This is a genomic window from Microbacterium aurantiacum, from assembly GCF_040532595.1.
Lineage (GTDB): Bacteria > Actinomycetota > Actinomycetes > Actinomycetales > Microbacteriaceae > Microbacterium > Microbacterium chocolatum_B.
Map to the genome: position 1 here is coordinate 433,568 of NZ_JBEVYX010000001.1, position 20,397 is coordinate 453,964.

Annotated in this window: 20 protein-coding genes; 11 read left to right on the forward strand and 9 right to left on the reverse strand. The window is 72.2% G+C overall.

Annotated elements, in window-relative coordinates; all coding sequences use genetic code 11:
- The first annotated feature begins 21 nt into the window (after positions 1 to 21).
- Positions 22 to 366 (forward strand): ArsR/SmtB family transcription factor, encoded by a 345-nt coding sequence (locus tag ABXJ56_RS02170; RefSeq protein ID WP_353998096.1) that lies wholly within the window; start codon positions 22 to 24, stop codon positions 364 to 366.
- Between the two features lie 21 nt (positions 367 to 387).
- Here ABXJ56_RS02170 and ABXJ56_RS02175 read toward each other — a convergent pair whose 3' ends face one another.
- From ABXJ56_RS02175 to ABXJ56_RS02185, 3 genes are read right to left on the reverse strand one after another with little or no spacing between them, the layout of a single operon-like run.
- Positions 388 to 900, reverse strand: a complete 513-nt coding sequence (locus ABXJ56_RS02175; RefSeq protein ID WP_353998097.1) for a bifunctional nuclease family protein — start codon at positions 898 to 900, stop codon at positions 388 to 390.
- A gap of 14 nt (positions 901 to 914) precedes the next feature.
- Positions 915 to 1,430 (reverse strand): GNAT family N-acetyltransferase, encoded by a 516-nt coding sequence (locus ABXJ56_RS02180; protein WP_353998098.1) that lies wholly within the window; start codon positions 1,428 to 1,430, stop codon positions 915 to 917.
- Positions 1,427 to 2,080, reverse strand: a complete 654-nt coding sequence (locus ABXJ56_RS02185) for an NAD(P)H-binding protein (protein ID WP_353998099.1) — start codon at positions 2,078 to 2,080, stop codon at positions 1,427 to 1,429. Before ABXJ56_RS02185 ends, ABXJ56_RS02180 begins: the two co-directional genes overlap by 4 nt.
- Before the next feature lie 144 nt (positions 2,081 to 2,224).
- Between ABXJ56_RS02185 and ABXJ56_RS02190 the strand changes: the two genes are divergently transcribed.
- The 4 genes from ABXJ56_RS02190 to ABXJ56_RS02205 are packed head-to-tail and all read left to right on the forward strand — an operon-like array spanning position 2,225 to position 5,417.
- On the forward strand, positions 2,225 to 3,049 hold the full coding sequence (locus ABXJ56_RS02190; RefSeq protein ID WP_353998100.1) for an ABC transporter ATP-binding protein: 825 nt from the start codon (positions 2,225 to 2,227) through the stop codon (positions 3,047 to 3,049).
- The gene (locus ABXJ56_RS02195; RefSeq protein WP_353998101.1) at positions 3,046 to 3,729 is read left to right on the forward strand and encodes an ABC transporter permease; all 684 of its coding nucleotides are present in this window, start codon (positions 3,046 to 3,048) and stop codon (positions 3,727 to 3,729) included. The genes ABXJ56_RS02190 and ABXJ56_RS02195 overlap by 4 nt, the downstream gene beginning before the upstream one ends.
- Positions 3,726 to 4,448, forward strand: a complete 723-nt coding sequence (locus ABXJ56_RS02200) for an ABC transporter permease (RefSeq protein ID WP_353998102.1) — start codon at positions 3,726 to 3,728, stop codon at positions 4,446 to 4,448. Before ABXJ56_RS02195 ends, ABXJ56_RS02200 begins: the two co-directional genes overlap by 4 nt.
- A 42-nt stretch (positions 4,449 to 4,490) precedes the next feature.
- Positions 4,491 to 5,417 (forward strand): ABC transporter substrate-binding protein, encoded by a 927-nt coding sequence (locus tag ABXJ56_RS02205; protein ID WP_353998103.1) that lies wholly within the window; start codon positions 4,491 to 4,493, stop codon positions 5,415 to 5,417.
- Positions 5,418 to 5,510: 93 nt separating this feature from the next.
- Here the strand turns inward: ABXJ56_RS02205 and ABXJ56_RS02210 are convergent, their stop codons facing one another.
- Together ABXJ56_RS02210 and ABXJ56_RS02215 are read right to left on the reverse strand one after the other, a co-directional pair.
- Positions 5,511 to 6,827 carry an LLM class flavin-dependent oxidoreductase gene (locus tag ABXJ56_RS02210; protein WP_353998104.1) on the reverse strand — a complete coding sequence of 439 codons (1,317 nt, stop codon included), beginning with the start codon at positions 6,825 to 6,827 and terminating at the stop codon, positions 5,511 to 5,513.
- On the reverse strand, positions 6,824 to 8,185 hold the full coding sequence (locus tag ABXJ56_RS02215) for an O-acetylhomoserine aminocarboxypropyltransferase/cysteine synthase family protein (RefSeq protein ID WP_353998105.1): 1,362 nt from the start codon (positions 8,183 to 8,185) through the stop codon (positions 6,824 to 6,826). Before ABXJ56_RS02215 ends, ABXJ56_RS02210 begins: the two co-directional genes overlap by 4 nt.
- A 211-nt stretch (positions 8,186 to 8,396) precedes the next feature.
- Here ABXJ56_RS02215 and ABXJ56_RS02220 point away from each other — a divergent pair, with 211 nt between their 5' ends.
- The gene (locus ABXJ56_RS02220; RefSeq protein WP_353998106.1) at positions 8,397 to 9,251 is read left to right on the forward strand and encodes a hypothetical protein; all 855 of its coding nucleotides are present in this window, start codon (positions 8,397 to 8,399) and stop codon (positions 9,249 to 9,251) included.
- Here ABXJ56_RS02220 and ABXJ56_RS02225 read toward each other — a convergent pair.
- Genes ABXJ56_RS02225 through ABXJ56_RS02235 form a run of 3 tightly spaced genes read right to left on the reverse strand, consistent with a single transcriptional unit; the run spans position 9,241 to position 12,427 of the window.
- A complete protein-coding gene (locus ABXJ56_RS02225) occupies positions 9,241 to 10,785 on the reverse strand; it encodes a tripartite tricarboxylate transporter permease (protein WP_353998107.1) in 1,545 nt (514 codons plus the stop codon). The two genes, ABXJ56_RS02220 and ABXJ56_RS02225, sit on opposite strands and share 11 nt — an antisense overlap.
- Entirely contained in the window at positions 10,785 to 11,450 is a 666-nt protein-coding gene (locus tag ABXJ56_RS02230; protein ID WP_353998108.1) for a tripartite tricarboxylate transporter TctB family protein, read from the reverse strand. The genes ABXJ56_RS02225 and ABXJ56_RS02230 overlap by 1 nt, the downstream gene beginning before the upstream one ends.
- A complete protein-coding gene (locus tag ABXJ56_RS02235; protein ID WP_353998109.1) occupies positions 11,447 to 12,427 on the reverse strand; it encodes a Bug family tripartite tricarboxylate transporter substrate binding protein in 981 nt (326 codons plus the stop codon). Before ABXJ56_RS02235 ends, ABXJ56_RS02230 begins: the two co-directional genes overlap by 4 nt.
- A gap of 154 nt (positions 12,428 to 12,581) precedes the next feature.
- Between ABXJ56_RS02235 and ABXJ56_RS02240 the strand changes: the two genes are divergently transcribed.
- The 3 genes from ABXJ56_RS02240 (at position 12,582) to ABXJ56_RS02250 (ending at position 15,242) form a co-directional block, all read left to right on the forward strand.
- Entirely contained in the window at positions 12,582 to 13,862 is a 1,281-nt protein-coding gene (locus ABXJ56_RS02240; protein ID WP_353998110.1) for a sensor histidine kinase, read from the forward strand.
- Positions 13,859 to 14,608: a response regulator gene (locus ABXJ56_RS02245; protein ID WP_353998111.1), complete on the forward strand. Its 750-nt coding sequence runs from the start codon at positions 13,859 to 13,861 to the stop codon at positions 14,606 to 14,608. Before ABXJ56_RS02240 ends, ABXJ56_RS02245 begins: the two co-directional genes overlap by 4 nt.
- A gap of 91 nt (positions 14,609 to 14,699) precedes the next feature.
- Complete coding sequence (locus ABXJ56_RS02250) at positions 14,700 to 15,242, forward strand: Dps family protein (protein ID WP_353998112.1); 543 nt, start codon at positions 14,700 to 14,702, stop codon at positions 15,240 to 15,242.
- A 12-nt stretch (positions 15,243 to 15,254) separates the two neighbouring features.
- On the opposite strand, the gene ABXJ56_RS02255 is transcribed toward ABXJ56_RS02250, so the two are convergent.
- Positions 15,255 to 16,691 (reverse strand): cryptochrome/photolyase family protein, encoded by a 1,437-nt coding sequence (locus ABXJ56_RS02255; protein WP_353998113.1) that lies wholly within the window; start codon positions 16,689 to 16,691, stop codon positions 15,255 to 15,257.
- Positions 16,692 to 16,778: 87 nt separating this feature from the next.
- Between ABXJ56_RS02255 and ABXJ56_RS02260 the strand changes: the two genes are divergently transcribed.
- Entirely contained in the window at positions 16,779 to 18,965 is a 2,187-nt protein-coding gene (locus ABXJ56_RS02260; protein WP_353998114.1) for a glycosyltransferase, read from the forward strand.
- Positions 18,962 to 20,275: a glycosyltransferase gene (locus ABXJ56_RS02265; protein WP_353998115.1), complete on the forward strand. Its 1,314-nt coding sequence runs from the start codon at positions 18,962 to 18,964 to the stop codon at positions 20,273 to 20,275. The genes ABXJ56_RS02260 and ABXJ56_RS02265 overlap by 4 nt, the downstream gene beginning before the upstream one ends.
- Positions 20,276 to 20,397 lie beyond the last annotated feature (122 nt).

Consider the following 20,397-nt stretch of genomic DNA (forward strand, 5'->3'; position numbering starts at 1 on the left):
ATAGATATGTCACCATCAGGTATGGCCTCCGCTCTCCCTCTCGTGCCCCTCGACCGCGCATCGTGCGCCACGCCGAGCGCCGACGCCCTCTCCGCCACGGATGCCGAGCCGATCGCGCGCATCTTCAAGGCGCTCGGCGATCCCACCCGGGTGCGGCTGATCTCGCTCATCGCCGCCTCCGAGGACGGGGAGGCGTGCATCTGCGACCTGACCGCCCCGGTGGGCCTGTCGCAGCCGACCGTCTCCCACCACATGCGCCTCTTGGGCGAGGCCGGCCTCGTGTCACGGGAGCAGAGAGGACGCTGGGCGTACTACCGGGTGGAGCCGGACGCCCTCATCCGCGCCGCCGGTTTCCTGCGGCCGTGACCGCCGCGCACATGAACCGGATCAGCCCCGGAAGTCGTCGGGGTCGACGTCCTCCAGGAAGCGCTTGAACTCGTCGACGCTCTCCTCCGCGTCGAGCGGCACGCCGTCCTCGTCCTCGCCCGTGACCGTGTCGATCACCCCGGCCTCGGCCAGCACCTCGTCGGCCACGAAGATCGACGCTCCGGTCCGGGAGGCGAGAGCCACGGCATCCGACGGTCGGGCATCGACCACGCGGGAGCCCACCGGGGTGTCGAGGACCACGTCGGCGTAGTACGTGCCCTCGTCGATGCGCGTCACCTCGACATGATCGACCGTCGCCCCGAGGGTGTCGAGGATCTCGCGCATGAGATCGTGCGCGAGGGGACGCGGCACCGGCGCACCCTCCACGGCGACGAGGATCGAGGTCGCCTCCTGCGCCCCGATCCAGATCGGCAGGATGCGCCCCTCCCCCGGAAGGTCGTCGAGGGGCTTCAGGAGGATGACGTGCTGTTGGGCGGCATCGAGGGCGACCCCCGCCACGCGGACCTGCACCATGCGATCGCTTCCTCTCAGTCGCGGGAGCCGTTCACCGCCGCGAGGGCGGCGAGCCGGTCCCCGGTCATCCGCTGCGTGGTCCACTCGCTCATCGGCTCGGCGCCGATCGCGCGGTAGAACTCCACGGCCGGAGTATTCCAGTCCAGCACCGTCCACTCCAGTCGCGGGTAGCCGCGCTCGGCGCAGACCGCGGCGAGCGCGGCGAGGAGGCTCTTGCCGTACCCGCGTCCGCGCTCGGACTCGTGCACGAAGAGGTCCTCGAGCCAGATGCCGTGACGGCCGGTCCACGTGGAGTAGGTGAGGAACCAGACCGCGATGCCCTTGACCTCGCCGTCCCGCTCGACCACGTGCGCGAACGCACGCGGGTCCGCGCCGAAGAGCGTCTCGGTCAGCGCCTCGACGGTGTTCTCCACGGCATCCGGCTCCCGCTCGTACACCGCGAGCGCCTGGATGCAGGTCAGGATGCCGGGAGCATCGTCCGGTACCGCGGCGCGGACGATCGCGCCGTCCGCGAGGACCCGCCCGGTCACGATGCGGCGTCGGCGACCGCATCGGCGATCGGCTGGTCGCCGGTGTTGAACGAGATCGTGTACCCGATCGTCCGGTCGTCCGCGAGGACGGCGGCGATCACCGCGGCCACGTCGGCGCGCGCGACGGAGCCGGAGTCCTGGGCGCGGACGTCGATGCGCCCCGTGGGCTCGTCGAGGGTGAGGGCGCTGGGCGCGACGATCGTGTAGTCGAGTCCGCTGCCCCTCAGATGCGTGTCGGCCGCGGCCTTGGCCTCGGCGTAGGCGTAGAAGTCGTTGTCCTCGGGGACGCCGTGGTCGGGGCCCGCTCCGAAGTACGACACCATCACGTAGCGGCGGACCCCCGCGGCCACGGCGGCGTCGATGGAGCGGATCGCGGCATCCCGGTCCACCGCGCGCGTGCGCTCGGGGTCGCCCCCACCGGCACCGGCGGCCCAGACGACCGCATCGTTGCCGCTGACCAGGTTGGTCAGCTGGTCGAGGTCGAAGGACTGCACGTCGGCCACGAGGGGCGTCGCGCCGGTCGCGGCGACGTCGCTCTCGTGATCGGGATTGCGGATGACGGCGGTGACGGTGTCGCCGCGGTCGGCGAGCAGGGGTTCGAGCAGCAGGGCGATCTTTCCGTGGCCGCCGATGAGCAGGACGCGAGACATGGGGACTCCTTCCGAGGGTGGTCCGAGCCTAGCTGCGGCGATTCCGTCCGCTCCGGGCCTGGCGTATGACGCTGTGTTGTGTCAAGGGGGGCGGGGTGTCCGTCCCGTGTGGTTTGCTGTCCCCACGCTCCGGAAAGGGCCCGTATGTCGATCGAGTTCCGCTCCGTCACCAAGAGATTCCCCGATGGCACCGTCGCCGTCGACGCCTTCGACCTCGTCATCCCCGCCCACAAGACCACCGTCTTCGTCGGCTCCTCGGGGTGCGGCAAGACCACGCTGCTGCGCATGATCAACCGCATGGTCGATCCCTCCGGCGGCGACATCGCCATCGACGACGAGAGCGTGCTGGACAAGGATGCCGTGCGGCTCCGCCGCAGCATCGGGTACGTGATGCAGAACTCCGGCCTCATGCCCCACTTCACCGTCGTGGAGAACATCACGACCGTCCCCGTCCTCGAGGGGACGCCTCGGAAGAGGGCGCGGGAGCGCGCCCTGGAGCTCATGGACACCGTGGGCCTCGACCGCGCGCTCGCCGATCGGTACCCGAGCCAGCTTTCCGGGGGCCAGCAGCAGCGCGTCGGCGTGGCACGGGGGCTCGCCGCCGACCCGAACATCCTTCTGATGGACGAGCCGTTCGGCGCGGTGGACCCCATCGTCCGCACCGACCTGCAGCAGGAGCTCATCCGCCTGCAGAGCGAACTGGGGAAGACCGTCGTGTTCGTCACCCACGACATCGACGAAGCCTTCCTCCTGGGAGATCAGGTCGTGATCCTCGAGAAGGGCGCGAAGATCGCCCAGGTCGGATCCCCCAGCGAGATCATCGAGAATCCGGCGACGGACTTCGTCGCGAGCTTCATCGGCGTCGACCGCGGATCGCGCGCGCTGACGCTGAAGAAGACCGATCGCGGAACGGTGGTGGTCGACAGCGCCGGACGCACGCAGGGAGCGATCGTGGGAGACCTCCCATGACCTGGGTCCTGAACAACCTGGACCTCATCTGGGAGCTGACGGTGGTGCACCTCCGTCAGTCGCTGATCGCCATCGTCCTGGGGTTTCTCGTCGCGGTGCCGATCGGGTGGGTCGCGTGGCGGTTCACCCGGCTTCGCGGCGGCATCCTGACCGTCACCGGCCTGCTCTACACGATCCCCTCCCTCGCGCTGCTGCCGATCCTGCCCGTCGTGCTCGGGACGCTCTACCGGTCGGAGTTGAACCTCATCTTCGCGCTGACCATCTACGCCGTCGCGCTGATGGTCCGCTCCGTCGCTGACGGCCTGGACGCCGTCGACCCGGCGGTCCGGCTGTCGGCGACGGCGATGGGCTACGGCACGGTGCGACGCTTCTTCGCGGTCGACTTCCCCCTCGCCGGGCCGGTGATCCTCGCGGGCCTGCGCGTCACGGCGGTCAGCACGATCGCCGTCGCGACCGTGGGCGCGCTCGTGGGCATCACCAACCTCGGCTACCTCTTCACCAACGGCCTGCAGCGTCGCATCATCGCGGAGGTCGTCGCCGGAATCGTCGCGGTGGTCCTCATCGCGGTGGTCATCGACCTCGTGCTCGTCGCCGCCGGACGCGTGACGATGCCGTGGACACGCGCGCAGCGTCGCCGGGCGCGTCGCGGTGCCGTGCCCCTGGAGGTGAGCGTCGCGTGAACCTCATCCTCGAGGCCTTCGCCTGGATCTTCTCCGGCGACCCGGGCCGCGGACTCGCCCCGATCCCGGTCGCCCTGGGCGAACATCTGTGGTTCACCGTGATCTCGGTGCTCGTCGCCGCCCTGATCGCCGTTCCGGCCGGGTGGGCCATCGGCCATACCGGCAAGGGGCGCGACATCGCCGTGGCGATCTCGGGGGCCGCCCGGGCGATCCCGTCATTCGGCCTGCTGATCCTCCTCGTCCTCCTCCTGGGCGTGCTGCGGAGCGCCGAGGCGGCGGTCATCACGTTCGTCCTGCTCGCGATCCCCTCGATCCTCGCCGGGGCCTACGCCGGGTTCGAGGCGATCGACCGGAAGGTCATCGACGCTGCCCGCGCGATGGGGATGACGCCGTGGCAGGTGCTGTGGCGCGTGGAGGTGCCGCTCGGGCTCCCCCTCCTCGTGGCGGGACTGCGCGCGGCGACCCTCCAGGTCGTGGCGACCGTCACCATCGCCGCCTACGTCAACCTCGGCGGGCTCGGGCAGTACATCATCGCCGGCATCCCGCTCCGCCGCTTCGACATCGTCCTCGGCGGTGCGATCCTCGTCGCCGCCCTCGCGCTCGTGCTCGACGGGCTCTTCGCCCTGTGGCAGCGCGTGGCCACGCCCGCCGGCATCCGCGCCGCCACCCGCCACCATTCCGGTCCCGCGCGCTCGGCCCGCCGCGCCGCGACCGCCTGATCGTCCCCTTCCCCGCACCATCACACAACAGAGGAAAATCACATGTTCACAGCAAAGAAGTCCCGTCTCGCCCTGGCGGCGGCGCTCCTGACCGGTGTGTCGCTCGTCGCTGCCGGGTGCGCGTCCAGCGACCCGCTCGCCCCCGAGACCGACGACTCCGGCGCCGGAGGCGAGACCAGCGAGACGATCGTCATCGGCTCCCAGGCCTACTACTCCAACGAGATCATCGCCGAGATCTATGCTCAGGCGCTGGAGAACGGCGGGTTCGAGGTGTCGCGCGACGCCTTCAACTCGGGCCAGCGCGACGCGTACATCTCAGCCCTGGAGTCGGGTGAGATCACGCTGTTCCCGGAGTACTCGGGCAACCTCCTGCAGTACTTCGACCCCGAGACCGAGGCGCGCACCGCGGACGAGGTCTACGCGGCGCTCCCCGACGCCCTCCCGGAGGGCCTGAGCGTCCTCGACCAGTCCACGGCGACCGATCAGGACTCCTACACCGTGACCGCCGCCTTCGCGGAGGAGAACGGACTGGTCGAGATCGGCGACCTCGCCGATGCAGCCGGCCCGATCACCCTGGGCGGACCGCCGGAGCTCGCCGAGCGCCCGTACGGCCCGGCCGGACTCGAGGAGGTCTACGGCGTGACGGTGGAGTTCTCCCCCACCGCCGACACCACTTTCGAGGCGCTCGAGGCGAACACGATCCAGGTCGCGAACATCTTCACCGCCGACCCGCGCATCCAGACCGGCGACCTCGTCGTGCTCGAGGACCCCGAGGGCCTGTTCCTGGCCTCGAACGTCGTCCCGGTCGTCAGCGGTGAGCTGCCCGACGGTGCGGCCGAGATCCTCAACGAGGTGAGCGCGGCGCTGACCCCCGAAGGCCTCGTCGCCCTGAACGTCCAGAGCACCGAGGACCAGGAATCGACGCCCGACATCGCTGCCGCGTGGCTGTCGGAGAACGGTCTCGTCTGACACCGACCTCCTCGGAGAGGTCCGAACGCCCCCGGCCCGCGCACAGCGCGCCGGGGGCGTTCGGCATCCTCCACCCGCCCGGGCGCGTCGACCTCAGAAGGCCCGGAGGTTCGCGTGCAGCCCGCCCGGGACGAACTCCCGACGCAGGATGCCGCGACGCCGGAGGATCGGCACGAGCTCGTCCAGCATCCGATGCACGGTGACCGGGTGCAGATCCCCCCACAGGAGGATGCCGTCGTTGCCCCACTCGCCGAGCTCTTCGACGAGGTCGGCGAACTCGTCGGCGGTGCCGACGAAGCCGGACCGGTCGGAGATGCGCCCCAGGGTCGACAGCGCAGTCAGGTGTGCGCGCAGCGGTGCGGTGGCGACGTCGCGATCGCCGACGAGGCGACGGACGCTGCCCTGCGAGACGTGCTCCCCGAATATCCCGGCGGGCAGGGGCGCCTCCAGATCGAGGGCCGTCAGATCCGTCTCGAGGTCGCTGGACTGTCGGCGTGCGATCTCGTGCAGCGCCGCGTCGTCGGAGTGCGCGGAGGCCGCGACGAGCCGGTCGGCCTCCCCCGCACTCGCCACGAGCACCGGCTGGATCGCGAAGAGGATGCGGATGTCGGATGCCGCCCGTCCGCGTTCCGCCGCGGCGCGGTGGATGCGCGCACGGTAGTCGCGGACGCTCGCCTCGGTGAGCGGCGCGAGCGCGAGCTGGATGTCGGAGTTCGCCCCCGCGAAAGCGAGTCCGCGTCCGGAGCCGCCCGGCGAGGCGATCACCGGGTCGCCGCGGTCGAAGGGCAGCGCGTTGAGCGGCCCGTCGAACGAGTAGTACTCCCCGCGGTGGCGGACCGCCTCCATCCGATGGCCGTCCGCGTAGACGCCGGAGACCGGGTCTGTCACGAGCGCGCCGTCCTGCCAGCTGCGCCAGAGCGCGCGCAAGGCGCCGAGCCACTCCTCGGCGCGATCGTACGCGGCGTCGTGTGCGAGCGGCGGGGCGTCCCCGAAGTGCCGCGCACTGCCGGTGTCGGTGACGACGTTGAGTCCCAGCCGGTGATCGCTGAGGTGCTGGAGCGTCGCGAACTGGCGCGCGGCGGTGTAGGGCAGCGTCGCGGCGGGGTTGACGGTGGGGATCACCCCGAGGTGCTGCGTCGCCTGGAAGAGGTAGGGAGCGAGGAGCAGCGGATCGTGCTTGGGTCCGCCGAACGCGTGACGGACGCGCAGGTCGATCGTCTCGGGTGAGCCCAGGGACGGGGCATCCTCGATCAGGAGGAAGTCGAACCCCGCCCGCTCGAGTTCGCGCGCGGACTGCTGGTACAGCTCGGGAGCGGTCCAGCGCCAGTCCCAGTCGAGATACGGGTGGCCCCAGCCGTGAGGACCGAACCCGCGGGCGAGGAACCAGCCGAAGTGCTGCAGGCGACTCACGCCGGCACCCGATCCGCCGGCACCCGGTCCGCCGGCATCCGCTCGAGCGCCGTCGGACCTCCGTGCACGGGGTCCGCCTCCGCCGCCGCTGACAGCGCACGGGAGAGGTCGGCGATCAGGTCGTCGACGTCCTCGATGCCGATCGACAGGCGCACGGTGCCGGGATGCACCCCGACGGCGGCGCGCTCGCCGTCGGTCAGGTGGGCGTGGCTGGTGGACGCGGGGTGCAGAGCCAGCGAGCGCACATCGCCGAGGTGCGTCATGTGTGTGATGAGCCCGAGCGCCTCGATGAAGCGGCGCGCCGCTGCGACGCCGTCGTCGGCGGCGAGGGTCACCGTGAAGACCGACCCCGCCCCGTCCGGCAGGTAGCGGCGGGCGAGATCATGCGAGGGGTGATCGGGGAGCCCGGGATGATCGACGCGCTCGACCGACGGGTGCGCGGCGAGCCATCGGGCGACGGTGAGGGCTGTGGCGCTCTGGCGCTCCACGCGCAGGCTCAGCGTCTCGAGCCCCTGCCCGATGAGGAACGCATTCAGCGGCGACGGGGTCGGTCCGAACCGCGGCGCGAGCTCGTCGCGGGCGTAGGCGATGCGCGCGTCGCCGCCGGCGCGCTCGGCCGCGCTCGGCCGTCCGTCCCGGCCGCGGGTCACCAGGTGCGGGTAGTGCTCCGCCGCCGCGACCGGATCGAACCGTCCGCTGTCGACGATCACTCCGCCGAGCACGCTGCCGTGTCCGGCGAGGAACTTGCTCGCCGAGTGCACCACGACATCGGCGCCGTGCTCGATGGGGCGGAGGAGGTAGGGCGTGGCGAAGGTGCTGTCCACGACGACGGCGATCCCGTGGCGGCGGCCCACAGCCGCCACGGCGGCCACGTCGAGCACGCGACCCGCGGCGTTCGAGATCGACTCGGCGAAGAGCGCGCGCGTGTGCGGACGGATGCCGGCTTCCCAGGCGAGGGGATCGTCGATGTCGTCGACGAAGTCGACCTCGATGCCGAACCGCTCGAGGTTGTCGCGCAGGAGTCCTCGCGTGCCCTCGTAGATGTGGGTCGAGGCGAGGATGTGTCCCCCGGCGGACACGAGGCTGAGGAGGGCGATCGTGGTCGCTGCCTGTCCGGAGGCGACGAGCAGCGCCCGAGTCCCGCCCTCCAGATCCGCCAGCGTGCGCTCGACCTGGTCGACCGTCGGATTTCCGACCCTCGTGTACGCGAATCCGTCGGCGCCGCCGAAGAGCGCCGCCGCGTCGTCGAAGCCCTCGAAGCGGAACCCCGCCGTGAGGTAGATGGGTGTGGCGCGGGGATCGGCCGCGCGCGCTCGTGCACCGTGCACCTGTCGCGTAGAGAATCCCGCGTGCGCCATCGTTCCGTCCCTCCCCGGCGGCGCGTTTCCGCCCGCGCGCTCCGTCAGAGCATCTTGGGGCCGCCCTCCGCTGCGGCCCAACTTCCCGCGTCGCCGTGTTACGACGGCGGACGCGCCCCGGGCCCGGCCGCCGCCGATCCCGGGCCCCGGGAGGACGACGCCGGGGTTCCTCCCCCTGCCCCCGGGGCCTCGGGATGGCTAAGGTCGGGCCATGTCCCCCGACACCCTGCGCGAGCCCGGCGCCTCGGCCATGGCCCGATGTCTGGCGGTGCAGGAGCGCGCTCGACCCCGGACGGCGTGGGCGCGTCTGGTCGGACGGAGCCCCGTCTGCGAGGACGCCCTGCCGTGGTACGTCGGGGCGGTGGCGGAACGCGCCGTCGCCGCACGGCTGCGCCGGCTCGGTCCCGACTGGGTCTCCGCCGCCGAGATCCGCCTCGACGATCACGGTCCGCCCGTCGAGCTCGTCCTCGTCGGCCCGGGTGGCGTCTACACGGTCACCACGAAGTTCCTCCAGGACGCGCGCGTCCGGGTCGGGAGCCTCCGTCTCCTGGTCGACGGGTCGCGGATGCCTTATGTCCGCACCGCGCGAGAGGAGGCCGCGCGCGTCCGCACCGTGCTGTCGGCCCCGCCCCCGGTGCCGCGAACCGGACACCCCGCGCCGCCGGCTCCCGCCGTCGCCGTCACCCCCCTCGTCGTGGTGGTCGGAGCCCGCCATGTCGAATCGGTCGACCCGCCGCCCGATGTCGTCGTGCTGCGCGACCGTGACCTCACCCGGTGGCTCCGCCGCCGGCGCCCGGTCCTGGAGGGGGTCGCGCGCGCCATCGTGGTCGACCGCCTCGCCGCCGCGGCATCCGTTCCGCTCGTGCTGACCGGTCGCCGCGCTCCGGTGCCGGAGGCCGACCTCACCCGACCTCCGGATGCCGAGGCCTTCGCGTCACTCCGTCGGCAGGTGCGCGCCGCCGCCGCGGTGCGCGGACTGTGGGTTTCGCTGTTCGTCCTCGTCGCCGCCGCGGGCCTCGGGTACGGCGCCCTCCACGTCGAAGGGCTCCTCGGCTTCACCGACTGACCGGGATGCGCTCCGCCCTTGCGGCGGCCCGCGCCCGAGCGGCATGGCGGGAGTGCTGGATCACGCTGAGCGCCACCGTCACCGCGAGGAGGGCGTAGAGCACGATCGTGATCGGCGAGGCGACGAGGACCGCCGGATCGCCTTCGGACACCGCCAGCGCACGACGCAGCTGCGTCTCGGCGAGGGGTCCGAGGATCGCGGCGATGAGCACGGGAGCGAGCGGGATGGAGAAGTGCCGCATCGCGAAGCCGATGACGCCGATCCCGAGTGCCATCCACAGGTCGACCGGGCGCGAGGCGATGGCGTAGATGCCGAGCATCGCGACGACCGTGATCCCCGCGTAGAGGTAGTGGCGAGGGATGAGGAGGAGCTTCGCCCACACCGCCGCGAAGGGCAGGTTGATGATCAGCAGGATGATCAGACCGAGGAAGAGGCTCGCCAGCAGTGGCCAGACCAGGTCGCCGCTCCGCTCGAACAGGAGCGGCCCGGGCTGCATGCCGTACTGCTGGAAGGCCGCGATCATCATGGCCGCGGTGGCGGACGTCGGAAGACCGAGCCCGAGGAGCGCGCCCATCGCCGAGCCCGCCGTGGCGTTGCCGGCCGCCTCGGGCGCCGCGACGCCCTGGATCGCGCCGCGCGTTCCGAAGTCGGTGTCGCCGCGGCGACGGGCCAGTCTCTTCTCGGTGCCGTAGGCGAGGAAGGTGGGCACCTCGGATCCGCCGACGGGGATCGCGCCGAACGGCACGCCGTACGCCGTGCCGCGGAGGAACGCCGGGAACGTCGCCCTCCACTCGCGCCACGACAGCAGCGGGGAGCCCGTCGGCTTCACGAGGCGCGCGGGGCCGTCGCCGCGACGGATGTGGGAGGCGACGTGGATCACCTCGCCGAGGGCGAGGAGTCCGACGGTCACCACGATGATCGAGATGCCGTCGAAGAGGACCGGGCTTCCGAGCGTGAACCGCTCGGTGCCGCTCATCCCGTCGATCCCCACCAGCGCGAGCGCGAAGCCGAGCCCGAGGGCGACCAGGCCGCGGACGATGGAGTCGGCGACCACGGCGGAGATCGCCACGAACGCGAACACCGCGAGGGCGAAGTACTCGGCGGGACCGAAGACGGTCGCGAGCTGGACGATGTACGGGGAGAAGAAGACGACCAGGACGCACGCGATCGTGCCGCCGATGAAGGCGCCGATCGCCGAAGTGCCGAGTGCCTTCGCGGCCCTGCCGTCCTTCGCCATGCGATGGCCTTCGAAGGTCGTCGCGATCGCGGAGGAGTTCCCGGGTGTGTTCAGCAGGATGCCGGACGTCGAGTCGCCGAAGAGCCCGCCGAAATAGATGCTGGCGAACATGATGAAGGCACCGGTCGGATCGAGGCTGAACGTGACCGGGAGGAGGAGCGCCACGGCCATCGCAGAACCGAGGCCAGGGAGCACGCCGACGGCCGTGCCGAGGATCGCGCCGATCACGAGGAAGAGGAGGTTCTGCGGGGTGAAGGCGACCGCGAACCCCTCCATGAGGTTGCCGAGCTGATCCATCAGAGGATTCCTTCCAGGAAGCCGGCGGGCAGCGACAGCCCGAGTCCGGCGCCGAACGCCAATTGCACGGATGCCGACATGATCACGCCGATGGCGATGTCCATGAGCGGGCGGCGACTGCCGAAGGCCCATGCGATCACCCAGAACAGCGCCGCCGCCGACAGCAGCCAGCCCACGATCGGGAGGACGAGGATGAATCCGGCGAGCGCGCCGATCGTGATCACCACGGTCTTCACGTCGACGGCGCCGCGGGCGGACGCACCGGCGCCGGGAGCGGAGTCCTCGGGCGAGACCACGCGGATCTCGCTCGTGGCGTCGATGCCGCCGAGGTCGCGCAGCATCTCGTCCGAGATCTCCACCGGGTCATCCGCGACGTGCGGACGCCGCGGCGCGCGGAGGACGTCGATCGCGAGGGCGACCCCCACGACGTAGAGGAACACCGCGACGATGATCGGGAAGAACGTGGGACCGGGGAAGGCCGTCCCCTCGGGGATCTCCATCGTGACGATGCCGGCGGTGAGGGCGACCGCGAGCGCGATCACGCCGGCGACGACGATCAGCTCGCTCCGGCCGGTGTACCAGCGCGGCATCCGCTGCACCCGCAGGGTTCCGGTGGTGGGCGGGGCCGGGTCGTTCCCCGGCCCGAGGTCGATTCCTGCGCTCACAGTCCGAGCTCCTCGATGATCTGCGCCGTGCGGCGGCTTTCCTCGGAGATGAAGTCGGCGAACTCATCGCCCACCATGAAGCTGTCCACCCAGCCGTTCCGCTCGAGCACCTCGGTCCACGCCTCGGTCTCGCGGAGCTCGGTGAGCATCGCCACCAGCTCGTCGCGCACCTCGTCGGACACCCCGGGCGGGGCGACGTAGCCGCGCCAGTTCGACATGGCCACATCGACGCCCTCCTCGCGGAAGGTGGGGACGTCGATGCCGGGGACCGGCTCCTCGGCCGACATCCCGAGCGCGCGGAGGTTGCCGGAGGCGATCTGGTCGCGGAACTCGTTGTAGCCCGAGAGCCCCGCCTTGGCGGTGTTCGACAGGAGCGACGTGACCACCTCGCCGCCGCCCGGATAGGCGAGGTAGTTGACCGCGGCGGGATCCGCGCCGGCCTCCTTCGCCAGCATCCCGGCGAGGAGGTGGTCGATGCCGCCCAGGGACCCGCCGGCGATCGCCGTGCCGCCGGGGTTCGCAGCGAGGTCCTCCGCGAAGTCGGCGAGCGTCTCGTAGGGCGAGTCGGCCGGGACGACGAGGACGTTGAAGTCGTCGGCGAGGCGTGCCACGGGGACGACGTCCTCGAGACTCACCTGCGAGTCGTTGATGAGGATGCCGCCGACCATGACGCCGCCGGTGACCATCATCAGGTCGTGCCGGTCACCCATCTCGGCCACCTGGGCGAGCCCGATCGTGCCGGAGGCCCCCGGGACGTTCACGACCTGCACACCCTGGGCGATGTTGTCGGCGCGCATGACCTGCTGCGCCTCGCGGGCGAACGCGTCCCACCCCCCGCCGGGGGCCGCGGGGGCCACGAGGGTCACCTTGGTGCGGGGGCTGGCCGCACCTCCCGTTCCGGCGGCGTGCACCGCCGCGGTGAGGAAGAGCGCTCCGGCGAGCACTCCCACGATCGTTCCGGTGATTCTCCGACGCATCTTCGCCTCCCTCGCGGACGCCGTCGTGGCCGCGAATGTGGGAGGTAGACTCGCACCGCGCGCCCCCCGGCAGGGAGCCGAGACGACTTTCGCTCATTGATGCTCATGGCGACGACGCCCGGGGCGGCGCGGGCCGCACGCGACGGAGGAGCCGATGACGACCTCGACCGGCACCCGCCGTCTGCGCCTGCTGCCGATGCTCGTCGTCCAGTGCCTCGTCGTCCTCGCCTGCGTGGCGATCACGACCCTGGTGGCGACCTCCGTGCAGGAGCGGACCCTGCGGCAGGCGACGACCGAACGGGTCCTCGACGTCTCAGAGAGCCTCGCCGCGCTCGATCAGGTGAGGGCGGCGGTGACCGGCGACCGCGCCGCCGCGATGTCCGAGCTCCAGCCGCTCGCCGACCTCATCGAGCAGGCCGCCGGTGTCGACTACGTCGTGATCACCGACGCCGACGGGATCCGACTCACCCACCCCACGCCCTCGCAGCGCGGCCTCGAGGTATCCACCGATCCCGCCGACGTCCTCGCGGGCGAGACGTTCGTCGGAACCGAGACGGGGACGCTCGGCCCGACGCTCCGCGCGAAGGTGCCCGTGATCGTGGACGGGACCGTCGTCGGAACGGCCTCGGTCGGCATCCTCGAGAGCGAGATCGCCGCCGACTTCGATCAGGCGGTCGGCGCTCTGCTGCCGTGGGTGCTCGGATCGGTGGTGGCCGGATGCGCCATCAGCGCCGCCCTGGTGATCGCGCTGCGGGCGCGGGTGCGGCGATTGGAGGAACGCGCGCGCGAAGCCGAGACGCAGCGGCGGATCGCGGGGGCGCTGCGCGACGCCACGCACGAGTTCCGGACCCGCCTGCACGTCATCCGCGGACTCGTGGCAGAAGGGGACGCCGACGCGGCGCTGCAGTACGTCGACGGCATCGCCCCCGTCTCGACGCCCGGCCGGGATGCCCCGGACGTCGCCGATCCGGCCCTCCGTGCCCTCGTCGCCGGTCTCGCCGACGACGCCGCGCACGCCTCGGTGGCGTTCGAGCTCGACCCCCTCACGACCGTGACGCCGCAGGTGCTGGCGGATGCCGATCTCGTGGTGATCGCGAACCTCTGCCGCAACGCGATCGAAGCCGCGAGCGCGCACGCCGCCGCTGCGGGTCGCGTCCGGCTGCTGGTCGTCGCCGATGCGCACGCCCTGCACATCGTCGTCGACGACGACGGGCCCGGCATCCCCGACGACGCACGCCTGCGCATCTTCGAGCGCGGGGTGACCACGAAGCCGGCGGAGGGCACGGCGGCCTCGCCGGATCGCGGCGTGGGCCTCGACATCGTCCGCCGCGAGATCGCCGCGCGGGCGGGGACCGTCGAGGTGGGGCGATCCGCGTGGGGCGGCGCCCGCTTCACCGTGGACATGCCCGCCGTCCCCGCGGGGGTGCGTCGGTGAGCGGGGGGACGACGGCGGACGACGAGTCGCGGGCGAGCGTGCCGGCGATCCGCACCCTCATCGTCGACGACGACCCGGCAGTGGTGCGCCTGCACACCGCCTATCTCTCCGCGCTGCCGCGCTTCCGCCTCATCGGAACCGCACGGACGGGCGCCGCCGCGGCGCGACTTGCCGCCGACCGCGCCGTCGATCTCGTGCTGCTGGACATGAACCTCCCCGACTTCAGCGGCATCGAGGTGCTGCACCGTCTCCGGCTCGTCCGGGAATGGGACGTCGACGTCATCGTCATCAGTTCGGCGCGCGACACCTTCACCGTGCGCCAGGCGCTGGCCGCGCACGTGGCGGGCTACCTCGTGAAGCCCTTCACGAGGGAGGCGTTCGCGGCGCGGCTCGCCGAGTACGCCGACCGACGCCCCGCCCGCCCCTCGGAGACGGCGGTGGGGCTCGGGCAGGGTCAGATCGACGGGCTCGTGACGCCTCCCGGAGCGGCACCCCCCGTCGCGGCATCCGATCCCCTGTCGACGCCCCTCCCCAAGGGGCTGTCGGCGTCGACGCTCGCTCGCGTGGTCGAGGCGCTCGACACCACGGTTCCGGTGAGCGCGCGGAGCCTCGCCGAGGCGCTCGGCGCCTCTCGCGCGACCGTCCGTCGCTACCTCGACCATCTCGCCTCGACCGGCGGCGCGACCGTCTCCCACCGCTTCGGCGCGCGGGGGCGTCCCGAAGTGCTGTACCGCCGAACCCCGTGACCCGCGGCCGCGGCAGCATCCCCGCTAGCACGTGATCGGCACTCCGACAATCCCTCGCACGGCCCGCCGGGTCGGGTCTACCGTCGTCCTCGTGACCACGAACACGACCAAGACCAACAAGCGCCGCCCCTCGCGTCGGGGCGCAGAACTGACCGCCGAGCAGAACGCCGAGCAGGGGTTCCAGGCCTCCGAGCAGCTGAGCGAGAGCATGCAGAAGGTCCTCGTGGACCTCATCGAGCTGTCGCTGCAGGGCAAGCAGGCCCACTGGAACGTCGTCGGCCGCAACTTCCGCGACACGCACCTCCAGCTCGACGAGATCATCGATGCCGCACGCGAGTTCGCCGACACCATCGCCGAGCGCATGCGCTCACTGCACGCCCTTCCGGACGGCCGCAGCGACGTCGTCGCCGAGACCACCACCCTGCCGGAGTTCCCGCAGGGCGAGATCGACACGACCGAGGTCGTCGACCTCATCACCGAGCGCCTCGACGCCGTCTGCACGACGTGCCGCGAGGTGCACGACGGCATCGACGAGGAGGACCCGACCAGCGCCGACCTGCTGCACGAGATCCTCGGCCGCCTCGAGCAGCTGTCCTGGATGGTCAGCGCGGAGAACCGTACGCCGAAGCGCTGAGGGGTCTTTCCCTCACTCCCCGTGCCGCTTGCGCATCTGCGCGAGCGGCACGGCCATGCGGTGGTTCTCCGCCAGACGCTCCTCGTGCGCCGCGAGGAAGTCCCAGTACGCGGTGGTGAAGCTCGACTCGCGGGCCGCCTTCTGCGAGGGCCACCACGATCCCATCCGCTGCAGGTAGGCCCCGCCGGAGATGTACGGCTTCGTGGCCACGCCGCCGCCGTCCGCGTACTGGCTCATGCCCTGGACGTTGGGGACCATCACCCACTCGTACGCGTCGACGAAGAGGGCGCTGAACCACTCGTACACCGCGCGGGGCGCGTATCCCTGCAGCAGGAACCAGTTGCCGAGCACCATGAGCCGCTCGATGTGATGCGCGTACCCGGTCTCGAGCACCCGCTCCAGGACCGTCCGGACCGGCACCGGCAGGTCATCCGGTATTCCGTCCCCGTCGTACCACCACGGTTCCAGCTCGCGCCGCAGCGCGAAGTGGTTGGCGTCGCGCAGGTGCGGCCAGGCACGGTAGGCGCCGCGCATGTATTCGCGCCAGCCGATGACCTGTCGCACGAATCCCTCGAGGGAGTTCAGGGGCACCCCCTCGGCGTCCGTCACCGCCTCGATCACCTCGTCGACCGTCAGCAGCCCGATGTTCAGGGCGGGGCTCAGGATCGAGTGGAAGAGGAACGGCTCGTCCGCTGCCATCGCGTCCTCGTACGGGCCGAACTGCGCGAGCCGGCGCGCGACGAAGTCGGCGAGCCAGCCGCGCGCCTCCTCCGGTGTCACGGGGAGCCAGAACCGTGCGGGGTCGCCCGGGTGGTCGGGGAACCGCTCGGCGATCTCGGCGATCGCCGTCCGGGTGATCTCATCGTGCGCAAGCGGCGGAAGGGGAGGGATGTCGATCCCGCCCTTCGGCAGCGGCTCCCGGTTGTCGGCGTCGAAGTTCCATCGCCCCGCGACGGGCTTCGCCCCGTCCATGAGGATGCCGGTGCGCCGGCGCTGCCAGCGGTAGAAGTCCTCCATGCGCGCGCTCGCATGCCCCGCGAACCACCCGTCGAGCTCGGCGGCGGGGGTGAGGAAGAGCCCGTCGGGGTACACCCGCGTGCGCAGTCCCTCTCCTGCGCAGAGGCGCCGCAGCCGGGCATCCACCCCACGGTCGGTCGCGCTCATCCAGGCGAGACCCTCGACGCCGTGCGTCCGGACGAGGTGCCGGACGCCGTCGGCGAACCCCCGGCCCTCCGCCAGCGGAACCCGTTCGACCCGTCGTCCCGCGGCCTCGAGAGCAGCGGCGGTGTGGCGCATCGCCGAGAGGATCAGCACCATCTTGTGCGCGTGGTGCGGGCGTCGCTCGAACACCGCCGGAGACTCCACGAAGATGAAGACGTCGATGTCGTCGTCGACGACGGCGGGATGCGCGTCGAACTGCTGCGTTCCGAGGATCAGGGCCGCCTTCACCAGGCCATCCTGACACCCGCCGCGAGCACGGGGGCCCATTGTTGTCAAGCGACCCTCACCCCCTCCGGCAGTGGATACGCTCACGCCATGGGAACCCAGATGGCGATCGATCGCATCGCCCAGGCGCCGACCATCGTCTCGGCCCTCCGTGCGGCGGAGGAGCTCGCGGTGGAAGCCGGCCGCGACCCCGGGGTGCGCACCCTCCGCCTCCTCACCGCGGCCCTCGCGGGCGACGACGACATCATCGTCCTCGCCGCCGTCCACGCGCTCGCCGAGATGCAGGACGCGGATGCCGGCGTGCTCCTGTGCGAGCTGCTGCGCGACCCGCGTCCGTGGGTGCGCGAGCACGCCGCGTGGGCACTCGGCCAGTCGATGCCGCAGACGCACGCGATCGCCGCTCTGGCCCGCCTCGTCTCCGACGGGGGATTCACCGGGATGCTCGCCCAGCAGACGCTGGAGAAGTGGTCGTCCCCGGCCGGCGAGACCCTCGTCATCGCGCTCGAGGCCGCGCTCCTCGGCGGCTGGGACGACGCCGCGCGCACACGCCTGGTCGAGACCCTCGGTCTGGTGCGGCATCCGTCCGCCGACGCACCGCTGCGGCGGTTCGCGTTCGACGGGGCCGAGACGGACGGCGTCCGCGAGGCCGCCATCGCCGCTCTCGGGCAGCGCGCCGACGCCCGCGGCCAGAGCGAGCTCGAACGACAGCTGGACGCCCTCGTCGACGCGGGCGGACGCCTGGGCGACGTCGCGCGTCTCGCGCTGATCGACCTCGATCCCCCGCCGGCCGCCGCACCGCGCGAGGGGCTCACGGTGGCGCAGCTCTTCCTCCACGCCGACATCGACCCGAGCCTGTCGTCCGCGGGCGCGGGCGACAACGGCGGAATCGCGACCCTGCTCGTCCGCCTGGGCGACGCCCTGCTGTCGGCCGAGGACGGTCCGGCGGACGACGCCGGTGCCGGGCTCGGCGGTGCCGGGGTCACGCGGGTCCTGACCCTCTCGCGCGGGTCCGTGCAGGCCGCCGGCGGCGATCTCCTCGCCGTCGCCGGCACGGCCTCGGGTCACGTGTACGGTCGCGTTCCGCTCGGTCCGGCCTCGACCGGGTCGGCCGCGGCGTGGCCCCTGCGGGTCTCGGCTCGCCGCGGCATCCGACGGCTTCTGCGCGCGGCGGGACGTGTCGACGTCCTGCACCTGCGGATGGCGGACGTCGGATCGCTCGCCGCCGCCGACGTCGCGCGCGAGCTCGGCATCCCGACCGTGTTCACCGTCGCCCCCGATCCCCACAGCGTGATCGCCTCGATGGATCGCTCCGGCGCCCTCACCCGATCCGGATTCGGCGCGGTGGACCAGCGGGAGCACTTCTGGTTCCGCACACGGCTCGTGCAGGGTCTCGCCGCCTCCGCATCCCACACCGTCTTCTTCCCCCGCCCCGAACTCGCCCGCGACATGCGCGAGCTCGTCGGGATCGACCTCGACGAGCACGCCGACCGGCGCACGGTCGTCGCCGAGGGCGTCGACCTCGACGTGATCGACCGTGCCGTCGCGGCCGCGGCCTACCCCGGGGCGAGTCCCGACCTCGCCGAGATGCTGGATGCCCTTCCCGCCGAGCGTCGGCGCCTCCCGCTGCTCATCTCGGTCGGACGCCTTCACAAGGTCAAGGGGATGGCGACGCTGGTGTCGACGTGGGCCGGCTCCGCGCTGTCCGCGCGCGCGAACCTCCTCATCGTCGGCGGCGACCTGGAGACCCCCTCCCCGGACGAGCGCGAGCAGCTGGACCTCATCGCGGATGCCGTCCCCGAGGACGAGTGGGCCGCGCGCGGCCTGGTCATCGCCGGTCACCGCCCGAACGACGTCACCGCCCGGTGGCTCGCGGCAGCGCGCCTAGGGATGCCGGGGCGGGCCGCCCCCGGCGGCGCCTACGTCTGCGCGAGCATGAAGGAGGAGTTCGGACTCGCGCTGCTGGAGGCGATGGCCGCGGGGCTCGTCGTGGTCGCCCCGGACGGCGGCGGACCCGCGACCTACGTCCTCGACGGCGACACCGGATTCCTCACCGCGACCTGGGACTCCGCGCGCCTCGCGGAAGCCGTGGGCGCAGCGCTCGACCGTGCCGCCGACGCCGCGGCGGATTCCGAGGACGACCTCGCCCGCCGCGCACGCCGCATCGTGGCCGACCGCTTCACGATCCAGGCCATGGCGCGAGCCCTCGCCCCCGTCTACCGCGGTGTCGCCGCGGCGGAAGAGGAGATCGTGCGCGCCGCGACCGGGATCCCGGCATGACGCTGCTGGTCATCAGCCCGGACTACGCCTCCCACCTCCTTCCGCTGGCGACCCTCGCCACGGCGTGGACGGATGCCGCGGAGAACGTGGTGGTCGCCACAGGGCCCGCGACGGAGCCCCTGGTGCACCGCTTCGGGTTCCGGCGGGTCGATCTCCCGCTCGGCCGCGGCGCGAACGCGGGCGTGATCCGCGCCGAGGACCAGGTCGCCGAGGAGGCCGACTCCCTCGCGGGCTTCTTCGCCGCGACGCGGCGCGGGATGGTCGAGACGCTGACGTATCAGGCGCGCGAGCGTCTCACCGACCTCATGTGGGACCCGGTGGGTCGGGCACGCGAGACTCTGCGGGTCGTGGAACAGGTCGCACCCAGCGCGATCCTCGTCGACCACCTCGCCTTCAGCGCGCGCCTAGCCCTCCACACGGCCGGCATCCCGTACGCCGATGTCGTGCTCGGCCACCCGACCGCCCTCCCGGTGGGCGACGAGGTGTACGGCTATCCGCAGTCGTGGCCGGCCGCGCTCCCCGCCGACGACGCGAGCCTCACGGCGCTCCGCGCGATCTGCGACGAGGTGTCGACTCGGTTCACCGCCCAGTGGAACAGCGCGGCCGCCGAGCTCGATCCCGACGCCGCACCGGTGGCGGATGCCTTCCGTCTGCACGGCGAGACCGTCCTCTACAACTATCCCGGCGAGCTCACGGCGGGCGATGGCCGGAAGCTGCCGCCGCACGTCTTCCTCGGGTCTGCGCAGCGTGTCGAACCGCGGGACGACGAGGTCGACGTCTGGCTGACAGCGGACGAGCCGTTCGTGTACGTGAGCCTCGGCAGCTTCCTGTCGGTGCGGGACGACGTCCTCGCGCGCATCGCCGAGGCACTGCGCACCCTGCATGCCGCAACCGGCATACGCGCCGCGATCGCGACGGGCAGCACGCCGATCGATCGGCTCGGACCGATCCCCGGAGGCTGGCTGGTCCGCGAGTACCTCCCGCAGGTGCGTCTGCTCGCCCGCGCGAGGGCGGCCGTCACCCACGGCGGCAACAACTCCGTCACCGAGGCGGTGGGCCAGGGGGTGCCGCTGCTCGTCCTGCCGATGTCGACCGATCAGTTCGCGGGCGCCGCGGCTCTCGAGCGCACAGGAACGGGGATCGCCGCCGATCCGAACGCGGCGGATCCGGCAGAGCTGCGCGCCGCCCTCGAGGCGCTGTGCGCCGAGGACTTCGGCGGGCGGGCGACGCTCGCCGAGATCGCGGAGGGTCAGCGCCGCACGCCCGGCCCGCACCGCGCCTACGAGGCGGTCACCGGCACGCCCCTCTGACCCTGCGCCGCGGCTCCCGTTCCCGGCCCAGCCTCCTACCGAACTCCTCTGATCCGCGGCCCGACCGCGGGAAACCCCGCCCTCAGGCCGCCCCGCCCGCGTTCTTGAGGAGTTCGGTACGC

Excerpts from the sequence above, each read along its gene's own strand:
- ABXJ56_RS02190 (WP_353998100.1), top strand. The coding sequence starts at position 2,225 with ATGTCGATCGAGTTCCGCTCCGTCACCAAGAGATTCCCCGATGGCACC.
- ABXJ56_RS02185 (WP_353998099.1), bottom strand. The coding sequence starts at position 2,080 with ATGTCTCGCGTCCTGCTCATCGGCGGCCACGGAAAGATCGCCCTGCTG.
- ABXJ56_RS02195 (WP_353998101.1), top strand. The coding sequence starts at position 3,046 with ATGACCTGGGTCCTGAACAACCTGGACCTCATCTGGGAGCTGACGGTG.
- ABXJ56_RS02235 (WP_353998109.1), bottom strand. The coding sequence starts at position 12,427 with ATGCGTCGGAGAATCACCGGAACGATCGTGGGAGTGCTCGCCGGAGCG.
- ABXJ56_RS02265 (WP_353998115.1), top strand. The coding sequence starts at position 18,962 with ATGACGCTGCTGGTCATCAGCCCGGACTACGCCTCCCACCTCCTTCCG.
- ABXJ56_RS02240 (WP_353998110.1), top strand. The coding sequence starts at position 12,582 with ATGACGACCTCGACCGGCACCCGCCGTCTGCGCCTGCTGCCGATGCTC.
- ABXJ56_RS02205 (WP_353998103.1), top strand. The coding sequence starts at position 4,491 with ATGTTCACAGCAAAGAAGTCCCGTCTCGCCCTGGCGGCGGCGCTCCTG.
- ABXJ56_RS02260 (WP_353998114.1), top strand. The coding sequence starts at position 16,779 with ATGGGAACCCAGATGGCGATCGATCGCATCGCCCAGGCGCCGACCATC.
- ABXJ56_RS02225 (WP_353998107.1), bottom strand. The coding sequence starts at position 10,785 with ATGGATCAGCTCGGCAACCTCATGGAGGGGTTCGCGGTCGCCTTCACC.
- ABXJ56_RS02220 (WP_353998106.1), top strand. The coding sequence starts at position 8,397 with ATGTCCCCCGACACCCTGCGCGAGCCCGGCGCCTCGGCCATGGCCCGA.
- ABXJ56_RS02170 (WP_353998096.1), top strand. The coding sequence starts at position 22 with ATGGCCTCCGCTCTCCCTCTCGTGCCCCTCGACCGCGCATCGTGCGCC.
- ABXJ56_RS02215 (WP_353998105.1), bottom strand. The coding sequence starts at position 8,185 with ATGGCGCACGCGGGATTCTCTACGCGACAGGTGCACGGTGCACGAGCG.
- ABXJ56_RS02175 (WP_353998097.1), bottom strand. The coding sequence starts at position 900 with ATGGTGCAGGTCCGCGTGGCGGGGGTCGCCCTCGATGCCGCCCAACAG.